At 57.6% G+C, this 10,374-nt stretch carries 8 protein-coding genes and 1 riboswitch; of the genes, 1 reads left to right on the top strand and 7 read right to left on the bottom strand.

Annotated elements, in window-relative coordinates; translation table 11 throughout:
• Nucleotides 1-391, bottom strand: a 391-nt coding sequence (locus GTF44_RS22680) for a class I SAM-dependent methyltransferase (RefSeq protein ID WP_171563872.1), incomplete at its 3' end; no start/stop codon positions are given.
• Nucleotides 392-925: 534 nt separating this feature from the next.
• Here GTF44_RS22680 and GTF44_RS21295 point away from each other — a divergent pair.
• A complete protein-coding gene (locus tag GTF44_RS21295) occupies nucleotides 926-5,002 on the top strand; it encodes a HigA family addiction module antitoxin (protein ID WP_171563315.1) in 4,077 nt (1,358 codons plus the stop codon).
• Nucleotides 5,003-5,222: 220 nt separating this feature from the next.
• Here GTF44_RS21295 and GTF44_RS21300 read toward each other — a convergent pair whose 3' ends face one another.
• The 6 genes from GTF44_RS21300 to GTF44_RS21325 all read right to left on the bottom strand — a co-directional run bounded on the left by GTF44_RS21300 (nucleotide 5,223) and on the right by GTF44_RS21325 (nucleotide 10,336).
• The gene (locus GTF44_RS21300; protein WP_171563316.1) at nucleotides 5,223-5,996 is read right to left on the bottom strand and encodes an ABC transporter ATP-binding protein; all 774 of its coding nucleotides are present in this window, start codon (nucleotides 5,994-5,996) and stop codon (nucleotides 5,223-5,225) included.
• Nucleotides 5,993-7,171, bottom strand: coding sequence for an iron ABC transporter permease (locus GTF44_RS21305; RefSeq protein WP_216365209.1), 1,179 nt, complete (start codon nucleotides 7,169-7,171; stop codon nucleotides 5,993-5,995). The genes GTF44_RS21300 and GTF44_RS21305 overlap by 4 nt, the downstream gene beginning before the upstream one ends.
• A gap of 17 nt (nucleotides 7,172-7,188) precedes the next feature.
• The gene (locus GTF44_RS21310; RefSeq protein WP_171563318.1) at nucleotides 7,189-8,160 is read right to left on the bottom strand and encodes an ABC transporter substrate-binding protein; all 972 of its coding nucleotides are present in this window, start codon (nucleotides 8,158-8,160) and stop codon (nucleotides 7,189-7,191) included.
• Between the two features lie 11 nt (nucleotides 8,161-8,171).
• A complete protein-coding gene (locus GTF44_RS21315) occupies nucleotides 8,172-8,606 on the bottom strand; it encodes a DUF1636 domain-containing protein (RefSeq protein ID WP_171563320.1) in 435 nt (144 codons plus the stop codon).
• Between the two features lie 124 nt (nucleotides 8,607-8,730).
• Nucleotides 8,731-8,954, bottom strand: a riboswitch (cobalamin riboswitch).
• A gap of 63 nt (nucleotides 8,955-9,017) precedes the next feature.
• Nucleotides 9,018-9,713: a bifunctional 2-polyprenyl-6-hydroxyphenol methylase/3-demethylubiquinol 3-O-methyltransferase UbiG gene (locus GTF44_RS21320; RefSeq protein WP_171563322.1), complete on the bottom strand. Its 696-nt coding sequence runs from the start codon at nucleotides 9,711-9,713 to the stop codon at nucleotides 9,018-9,020.
• A gap of 290 nt (nucleotides 9,714-10,003) precedes the next feature.
• On the bottom strand, nucleotides 10,004-10,336 hold the full coding sequence (locus GTF44_RS21325) for a transposase (protein WP_171563326.1): 333 nt from the start codon (nucleotides 10,334-10,336) through the stop codon (nucleotides 10,004-10,006).
• Nucleotides 10,337-10,374: the final 38 nt, after the last annotated feature.

The following is a 10,374-nucleotide window of genomic DNA, read 5'->3' on the forward strand; positions in this document are numbered from 1 at the left end:
GCCCGTCGGGCAGATCGTCGATCAGATAGTCTGCTTTTCGGTATTCGATATCCAGCTTATGGGTGATGGCTTCGGTTCTGGCATGGTCGAGGGAACCGGCCGAGAAATCGATGCCAATCACCCTGGCGCCTCTTGTCGCCATCCGCCTTGCATAAAGACCCGGCCCACAACCCAGATCACAGACGTTCTTGCCAGACAGGCCGATTTTCCGGTCAATCCATGCCACAGTGCCGTCGATAGTCTGGCTCTTGCGCGAGGCCAAGTCCGTGCTGTCGTCCAGATGCATTTTCAGCATTTGCTGCGCGATCCAAGGATCGGTCCAGAGCACATCGGTTGTGTAGCGGGAAAACGGCTCCGGTTTCCGATTGAGTTCATCCAGATCTGAATACACGCTGGTCGACTCCTCTCGCTACGGTGCCGCCCGGTAGCATCGTTTTTTGCGCATGGCAGCTTGCCGAGCCAGGGTCAAGTCACCCCCCGCAACGGGCTCAAAGCCGACTTTTCGATGCAATCCGTTCACAAGTCCGGATAGGGCCGTGCTGAACGGATCGCTGTTCGTCCTCTACATCATCCTCGGCCCCAAGACCGTTCAAACGGAGCTCATGGCATGATCTGACCGGTCAAATTAGCCCATTTGCGAGACGACTGGGCCAGCGTCCGGACCAAACAACTCGCGCTGGTTCTCCAGCGACGATCTCGCCGTGAATTACTCCGAGTTCTTCAACAGAATCTTCAGGGAAACGGTTATTCGCTGCACCTGCGAGCGCATTCCGTGCCGACTGAAAAAGCCGCCCTTCAGCCGAGCGCTATGCTCTATCAAAGGCGCCAAACACCGAAGTACGAAGGTTGCGAACCACAAACGGATTGTATTGTGTGGCGCTACACGATACAATTTCTGCAAGGCGACTCGCTTCGGGAGTAAATTATGTTGAGCAAGACCACCAACGCGGACCATCCCGGCCCATACATTAAGAGCAATGTCATTCCGAAGGGTATGAGCGTAACCCAAGCAGCCAAGGTGGTTGACGTCGGACGGCCCGCCCTCTCGAATCTTTTGAACGGCAACTCAAGCCTTTCGAGTGAAATGGCCATGAAACTCGAGAAAGCATTTGGCGTGAGCGCGAGTGAACTGCTTGCGATGCAGAGTGTTTTCGATGCCGGAATGAGTGCGGCGAATACAAACATGACCACTGTAAGGAGCTTCGTGCCGCCGTTTGCTGCCCCGAAAGCAAATGACATCGAGCAGTGGGCAAACAGTTTGGAGTCACGCTCCAAGTTAGCGGCGTTGTTGAGGATGCTAGTTCACTCGACCTGTGACGGTCTTCAGAAAGTGGATTTCCCCGCTCATGACGACTCCCAGCGTCCCGGCTGGGACGGAGAGGTCGAGACGTCGACAGGTAATCCGTGGGTGCCTATTGGCGCGTCCGGCTGGGAGTTCGGAACAAACCGGAATATCAAAGAGAAAGCCGACGGCGACTTTTCAAAGAGTGTGAAAGCAATCTCTAAAACCCAGAGGCTTAGGACGACATTTGTCTTTGTTACGCCCCGGCGTTGGCCAGGAATGGACGCATGGAAAACAGCACAGCTGGCCAAAAAACAATGGAAAGATGTTGTCGTTCTGGACTCCAGCGATCTTGAGCAATGGATGGAACAGTCTATTCCTACTCAGGTTTGGTTTGCCAACGAAAGCGGCAAAGACTTTCGTGGCACGAAGTCACTGGAACGTTGTTGGGTGAAGTGGAATGCAGACTGCGATCCAGCCTTCACAACGCAGATTTTCGACGAAGCGTCAACTATCGCCCGTAAGAAGCTCCTTGCACATTTGAGAGGGGCGGATCGAACACTTCGGATCGCGACAGACTCGGTACTCGAAGGTCTTGCGTTCGTTTACGCGATGTTGAGCGGTGACGACCCTGAGCTTTCAGCGATACGCGACCGCGTGGTCGTCTTCTCAAAAACCGGGCCACTAACCGAACTCGCCAACAAGTCATCCCGCTTCATTCCGATCGTTACAAACCGTGAAACCGAGGTTGAGCTGGCTGAGACGGGAACGCGTCTTGGTGGAATATCAATCGTCCCGCGCACGATGGTACAAGGCGAGGCTGATATTGTTCTTGATACTCTCAGCGGAGAAGCATTCCGCAAAGGCCTCGAAACGATGGGGCTGGACGGTGATGCGATAGAACGCCTCAAAGACGAGTCGGGCCGGTCTCTCACGGTGCTGCGTCGCCGCCTGGCACGAGATCAGGCAATCAAGTCACCGGCATGGAGCGCAGACAACTCGCTTGCACGCACAGTGTTTCCTTTCATGCTGGCCGGCGCATGGAAGAATGACAACGAAGCTGACCGAATTGTCCTTTGCCATTTGATGGGTGAGGACAGATATGCGGAGGTCGAGAGGGAGTTCGGCGATCTGCTGCCAATCGAGAGTTCGCCCGTCTGGTCGATAGGCTCCTTCCGGGGGGTCGTATCCAAAATTGATGCCCTCTATGCGGTGCATCAATCAGTGACGGCAGAGGACCTTGAACGCTTCTATCAGGCAGCCGACCTTGTGCTTTCGGAGCCCGATCCGTCACTCGAACTCCCGGAAAATGAACGCTGGGCGGCCAGCATCCACGGGAAGATCCGCGACATATCCTCTGCACTGAGAGAAGGCATTGCAGATAGCCTGGTTATTCTGGCGATTCACGGTAACGGGCTTTTCAAAGGCCGTCTGGGTGTAGATACGCAATCGCAGGCAACGCTGCTGGTGAGGAGGCTTTTCGCCAATATGGACGGCGAGACAATGGAGTCTCAGTCCGATGAGTTCCAGCGATATGCGGAGGCTGCGCCAGAGGAATTCCTGAGTTTAATCGAGCACGACTTAGCGAGGAATGATCCGAGTACGCAAGCCTTAATGCGTCCAGTCGGAGAGCCCCTGTTCTCGAGCAATCCACGGGTTGGTTTACTGTGGGCGTTGGATTTGTTGGCATGGTCTCCGGAATACCTGCAGCGTGTCGTGGATGTACTTGCAAGGCTTTGCGAACTGGAGCCCGAGGATCGTAGCGGCAACAGCGCGATGCAAAGCCTGCTTTCGATCTTTCGTAGCTGGATGCCCCAAACCTCTGCCTCCGTAGAGCAGCGGATCGCAGTCTTGGATCAATTGGTGAAACACTATCCAGAAGTCGGATGGATGGTTGCCAGGGACCAATATGACGTTCGGTCGCGAATTGGCGACTACAGCGTCAAGCCCAAGTGGCGTGACTATGCTTTTGGGAGCGGCGAAGTGGTAACCAACGGAGAACGATGGAAATTCGAGGAGCACTGTCTTGAAGTAGCTCTTTCTTGGGCACCTATGACGAGAGAGAAGCTTGCTGATTTAGTAGATAGCCTTGAGGGTTTCGGAGACGACTATCGTGCGCGCGTTTGGGAGCGCGTAGTGAAGTGGGCAAAAGAAGCCACTGACGAGGATCGTGCATGGCTACGGGAACACATCCGCGTGGGTGTCAGCAGGAGTGCCCGCCGCCATGTCAAGAAAGGAGCGCCTAAGACGGCCACGAAGGCCAAGGTGAGCGAGGCTCGCGATATTTATGACGAGTTGGAGCCCAGCGATATCGTCTGGAAACACGCATGGCTGTTCAAGAATTCTTGGGTAGAGAATTCGTGGGAAGATATCCATGACGATGAGCATGATTTCGAGGCGCGAGATGTGCGCATCGCCACACAACGAAAAGCTGCTGTAGAAGCTGTGTTGGCACAAGAAGGTGTCCCCGGAGTTGTGCGCCTTGCTTTATCCGGGAGCGCTTCGCACTTGGTAGGGAACAACCTCGCACAGATCATGAGCTCCGAGGAGGATCAACTCGCCTTCATCCGGCATATCATAGGCGATAGCGAGTTCTTGGCATCGACGAAGCTACAGTTCCTGCTGGACGGGTTCTTTTACTCGTTGGGTGACGAGAAGTCGGTCGGCTATATTGATGGACTGCGCGGTGAGTTGAGCAATGATCAGCTAGTGCGCGTGTTCTGCCTTTGCCGCTTCGGGCAGACAGTGTGGGATGCCGTCAAAGCCTCAAGCCCAGCAGTTTCCGAAGGGTACTGGAAAGCTGTGTCCGCGCACTGGGCGAGGCAGACAGAATATGAGCTGCGCTACGCTGTAACAAAGCTCATCGAAGCCCGCCGCGGTCTAACGGCGCTGCAGTTTGTCCATCTGGACCTGAAGAGTATCGAGTCCGAGCAGCTCTATGAAATCCTTGAGGCCCTTCCCCGAAGCGATGAAGCAGAGCGGGGAGCATCCTCAATGGACCGTCATTCTATCGAGGAGGTGTTCAAGATACTCAATTCGCGCGGGACAATTGGTCGTGAGAGAATGGCGAGTCTTGAGTTCCTCTATTTGGAGGTCTTCAGGTTCGATAGGGGGCGTATTCCTAACCTTGAGGCCGAGTTGAATGACAACCCGTCTCTCTTCTGCGAGGCCATACGTATGGCGTACAGGGGCAAGGATGATCCTAGAGATGTGGAACTTACTGAGGAACAGAAGTCGGCAGCCAGAAACGCGAACACATTTATTGGTGCGCTTTCATCAGTGCCTGGCGTTGATGAGCATGGGGTCATTCATGCCAAGAAGTTGAAGGAATGGATTATCGAGGCAAGACTCATCAGCGAGAAGACAGGTCATCGCGCCATGCTTGACTATCAGATTGGGGAAATTCTAGCACACGCGCCCTTGGCGGAAGATGGTTCGTGGCCCTGCGAACCTGTCCGAGAGGCTGTCAATGATCTTTATACCGTCGAGATGGAGCGGGGCATCACAATCGGACGTTACAATGCGCGCGGCGCGACCTGGCGGGGAGAGGGCGGTGCGCAGGAGCGTGAGCTAGCGGAACAGTATGAGGGTTGGGCTCAAGCGTGCGAGTTCGATCACCCACGCATGGCGAAAATTCTGCGCGAAATGGTTAGCAAGTACATCGCTGAGGCCGAATGGCAAGACAATGAGGCAATGATCCGCAGACGCATGCGATATTAACGCCTGAACAAATCAAGCTTGAATTAATGAGGTTTGCGCTGACGATTCCTGAATAAGGCCAAGGCGGCTGACGCGGCGAATACTGTTGGTTTATCAATTTTAGGGGAAGACACCATGTCATTGGCAGTGCTCAAAGGCGAAGTGGATCGGTTCATCACAAGCACAGGACCGGAAGTTTTGTGCCTGCGGGGCGGGTGGACCCCGCAAGTGCTGGCACCGTTTACGCTGGCAAAAGGAAAACATCGCCCGTACGCGGGTGCTGTTGAACCAACATCTCGACCCCGTAGACAGCCGCGATGCGCTCCGGCGTCAGCACCTCTTGCGGTGGGCCGACGGCGACCATCTGCCCTTGGTCCATCAGGCAAATCCGGTCGCAGTAGCGGGCCGCTAGGTTGAGGTCATGCAGCGCCGCGATGACGGTGATCCGCAGCTCAGCGATGAATTCCAGAAGCGATAGCTGATATCGGATGTCGAGGTGGTTGGTCGGTTCATCCAAGACCAGAATCGACGGCTGCTGCACCAGCGCCCGCGCCAGGAGCGCCCGCTGCCGCTCCCCGCCCGACAAGGTACGGAAAGCGCGGTCCTGCAACGGTGCCAACCGCTGAAGGTGCAATGCCGCGTCGACCAGCGCACGGTCATGGGAGGTATCGGGTTCGAACAAGGCCTTGTGCGGGGAGCGGCCCATCACGACGACATCGCGCACCGTCAGCGGAAAATCCGCCGGCATGTCCTGCAACACCGCCGCCACGTTGCGCGCGACCCACGCTGCCCCTTGGGTTTGCACATCCTTTCCATTGACCCGCACCGTGCCGGTTGCTGGTTTAGTCATACCATAGACTGTGCGCAGTAAGGTTGATTTTCCCGCGCCGTTCGGGCCGAGCAACCCGACCATCTCGCCCGGCGCAACCTCGAGGCTGATCGCATCGACAAGCCGCTCTCCCGCGGCATCGACACTGACCGTATCGAGCGACAAGTGTCCCGGCACGATCGTCATCGGTTTACCCCAAAACTGCGGGCATCCCTGCGCAGCAGCCAGATGAAGAACGGGCCACCGACCAGCGCCGTCACAATGCCAACTGGCAATTCCAAAGGTGCGATGATCGAGCGGGCCACCAAATCCGCGCCAATCGTGAAACTCGCCCCCAACAGCGCCACAGCGGGCAGCGCCTTGCGATGGTCTGCACCGACCAGGAGGCGCACGATATGGGGCATGATGAGACCCACAAAGCCGATGACGCCTGAGACGGCCACAGTGATCCCCGTCAACCCGGCGGTCAGGATGAACATTGCGCGCCGGAAACGCTCCACATCCAGGCCGAGCGCAACCGCGCTTTCGTCGCCCGCCATCAACAAGTTCAGCCGCCGTGCTTGCACCAGCATGATCGCCAGGCCCAAGACGAGGGCCGCGACTGGGATGGGCAAAAGGCTCCATTGTGCGCCGCCGAACCCGCCCAGGGTCCAGAATAGGACGCGGGCCGCCAGTTGTGGATCGGGGGAGGTTAGAACCAACAGACTGGTCAATGCGGATAAAACCGCGCTGACCGCAATGCCCGCTAGTACAAGCCGCGTCGCCGTCATCTGCCCGCCGGTTCGCGCGATCCAGAAAACAATGGTTAGCGCGACCAACCCCCCGACGAAGGCCGCGATATGTAGGGTGAACGCGCCCAAGGTGATCAGGCCAAACCGCATCACGATCACAGCACCGGTCGCCGCGCCTGAGGACACACCCAGGATTGACGGCCCGGCCAGCGGATTGCGCACGATGGCTTGGATCACCATACCGGCCACGCCCAAGCTGGCGCCGACCACAGCCGCCAGTATGACGCGCGGGATGCGGGTTTGAACAATGATGATCTCGTAAGCTTCGCGCCAGGTCGGATCGAACAAAAGACCGCCGCTTAGCCAATGCAACAAGATTGCTGCCGCTGTCCCGGCGGGCATCGTAACTGACCCGATCATCACGCCCAAGAGCGCCGCGACACCGATCAAGGTCACCATGCCAAGCACCACAAGGCGGTAGCGCAGACCCGACGCCGATGGCACAGAAGCCACGACACCGGATGAAGAGGCCTGCGTTCCTTTGGCCGGTGTCGGAGTCCGCAAGGTGTCGAGCAAGGCGGCCCGGTGTGCCGGTCCGCCTTGCTTGGAGGTATTGGAGGCGTCAGTCATGTGTCGGGGCCCAAGGCTTACTCAAACGCCTCGGGGTGGAACGCACGGGCCAACAGTTCCAGCGCATCGATCGAGCTTGGCCCAGGCTGTCCGATTACCGACACAACCAAAGTGTAGGCATCGTTCTCGACTGCCGGGACACCCGCGATGATCGGGTTCGCCTCCAGCGTGGCAATCCGTGCTTGGCCCAAGTTGACCTCCGGGTTTTCGACAACCTGACTGCTGGAGGTGCCGGAATAGAACACCACGATATGCTCGGGCGCATCGGCCACCAGCTGTTCCCAAGATGTACGACCATAGCGGTTTTCGACGTCGCCCAGGATGTTGTCGCCACCGGCCAATTCGACCACGTGGTGTAACATCGTGTGGCCCAGAACCGCGCGCGGCGTGTCTTCGCCACCGTTGTAAATGAAGACTGGGATCGGATTGACGCCCTCTAGTGCTTCAGTCACCGCAGCGATGCGGGCTTCCATATCGGCGATCAGCGCCTCACCCTGCTCGGGTACGCCGAAAATGCCAGCCATTGAGCGGATTTCTTCATAGAGTTCGGCAAAGCCAAACCGGCCCGGGTTGCAGCCTTCGGTGTTCAGCCGCGTCGGGATGCCAAGGTCTTGCAGCATCGGGCGCGGATTGTGGCTGTCGGAGAAGCCGTCGGGGTACCCCGCATAGACGAAGTCCGTCTCCGCATCGATCAGCTGTTCCGTCGTCGCCACCAACGGCGATAGGATCGGGATGCTGTTATAGGCCTCTTCATATTGGGGGCTGATCTGCATGTTCGCCATGTAGGACGTCCCGACCATGTGTTCTTCGAGACCCAAGGCCAGCATCAATTCGGTGGCATTGTTCGAAAGCGTCACCGCGCGCTCGGGCGGGGCGTCATAAGTGAAGGTGAAGCCGCAGTTTTCGTCCACATAGGGAAAACCCGCGTCCTGCGCCTGCGCCGCGAGTGGCAGGAGCGTGGCAAAGGCAACGATACCAAAGTGTCTCATTCGAGAGGTCCTCATACTGGTTTGGATGGTAAAGTGAAGGTTCGGTCAAGCATCTCATCCGCGTATCCCAACGGCGGGACGCGCCCGAGGATGCCGGATCGAAGACAGGCGGGCCGGTCGGCGCGCGGGATCAGGCCATCAGCGCTTTGGGCATATTGCCCGGCAAGATGCAGGATGGCCTCGACATCGCTTTCCGGCGCCAAATCCCCGAAGAGCAGCGTGAACTTGGCGGGCGCAGAGAAGGCAACAGCACAAGGGCGCTTGCATTGGCTCATGCAGCGAATGCCGCGAACAGACAGGCCGGGCAGTGCCTCTTGCACTCCGCGCGCTTCCGCCACGACTCTCGAGGCCAGCAGATAGCCGGGGCGCTCGGTCTCAGCGCCGGGGAAATCCGCCGGGCGGCACCGTGTGCAAACCGACAGGCACACGTCGTTCAGGCTGGTCATGGCGGCGCATCCCCTCACCACTTTTGGAGGGGCGCAAGACGAGCAATGACGTACGGCCAATCAGGCCGGTCGATAGACGAAGATCGATCACTGTCATAACATCACCTTTCTGGGCACCCCGCCCAAGGTTACAATCGGTGATGGCAGGTCTCCTGACTCGCGGGTCGAGGCTTTTCGGCACCTTCCCAGGATGGTTTGACCCTAGTCCCAGTGGCATTTGGCCGATCGGCTCGCCGCTTACAGTTGCGGGGGCAGTCGCGGATTTGACGTTTGGACAACGCCGCACCGTGTTCCCTTTTCATCCGGCGCACTTGCGCACGCGCAGAAACCATCATGGGAGACGCTGTTCGCTATGCTCTTTCGAGTCAATACAAGAAAGCGCAGCATTGTGCCTTTCTTGTCGCCTCTCTTTTACCTCACGGCGAGGTCTTGGACAGGCGCCCAATCAATCAACGCCGCGCGGCTTGGTCCGTCCGGCCTTGGCACATCATAGTCGCGACGCCGGTACGACACACCGATCTCTTGCAATACGTCGCACAATACGTCCGCCCGTTCGCGCACCAGCGTTTTGCCAATAAATGTGACGGAGAGTGGTTTGGCATGCGGTTTCCCGACCGTCTGAACCAAAGCGACGCGATGTCGCGCCGATGCATTCATCTTGCACAACGCGGCACGAATATCCCGCATGCGGTAGAAGGCATTGGCGCCAAACACGAAGTCTGCACGGGTGTCGGGCGCGTCTTCCCATTTGCAGTCCAGAAGATTGACGATATCCGGCCCATCCCAGAGTCTTTGAAACTCCGCTCTCATAGCGGCGGAAGGCTCGACGACAGTTACCTTCGCAAGGCCCTTTGCCAATCGCCGGGTGAACGCGCCGGGGCCCGCTCCGATTTCGAGCAAGTTAGAACAGGGCTGCTGAAGCCGTTGAAGATCCGCTACCAAATCCGTTGCGCAGGCTGCCAACGGGCTCCTACTATCGTAGTCAGTCGCATTCTGTTCCCAAAAGGCCTCTTCCACCGCGTCATCCGTCGCACGGACTGGATTGGTGCGCGTTTGTTCGTGCGCCGCCTCCCAGAAGGCTTCGGCGGAGGACAATCCCAACTGCAAGTAACGGGTTTTTGCTGGAAGGGTGATGGTCAGGGCCTTTCTGGTTAGCCGTTGTCTTTAAGAGCCGTATCGCAATAGGTGGTGTTCTGCTCGTGGTCGAGGCCGATTTCAATGAAATGGGCAAAGCTCTTGCTTTTCCGTCTGAGACAGAAACGGCTGTTCGTTCGGTTGACATGATATAGCGAACGTTGATTTCAGCAAAACCAAAGCGCGCTTTGTCCGGATAGTGTTGAAGAAGTCGACGTTGGAGCAGGCGATGGGTGAAGCCGAGTGCAGGTGGGCTGTTCCTCTCAGCCTGTTGGTTCTGGTTGCGTAAGCAGTTTGGCGAGCTTCCTTAGGTTCTGTGCTGTGGCTGCGAGTTGGAACTGTTCGTATGCGCCTTTGGGTCCTCGGAGCCGCATCATCGGAACGCCAATGTATCGTTTCAGATGAGCAAAGAGCATCTCGACTTTCCGCCTTTGGATGAACGAAGTCATGTAGGCATCGGTTTTACGGATATCCCGTGCGACGTCTCGAGCCGCTTCATGAATTGATCGCATCACGCGCCTGCCGGGGTCGCTAGGGCAGCATTGCTGCTTGAGTGGACATGCGTCGCAATCATGCTTCTGACCCAGCCCCCTGATCCGGGCCGCTCAGGTGTAGAATCCGTTCCTGTTTTGCT

Origin of the sequence: Roseobacter sp. HKCCD6576-2, assembly GCF_013179285.1 — a bacterium.
Taxonomy (GTDB): Bacteria; Pseudomonadota; Alphaproteobacteria; order Rhodobacterales; family Rhodobacteraceae; genus Rhodophyticola; species Rhodophyticola oceani.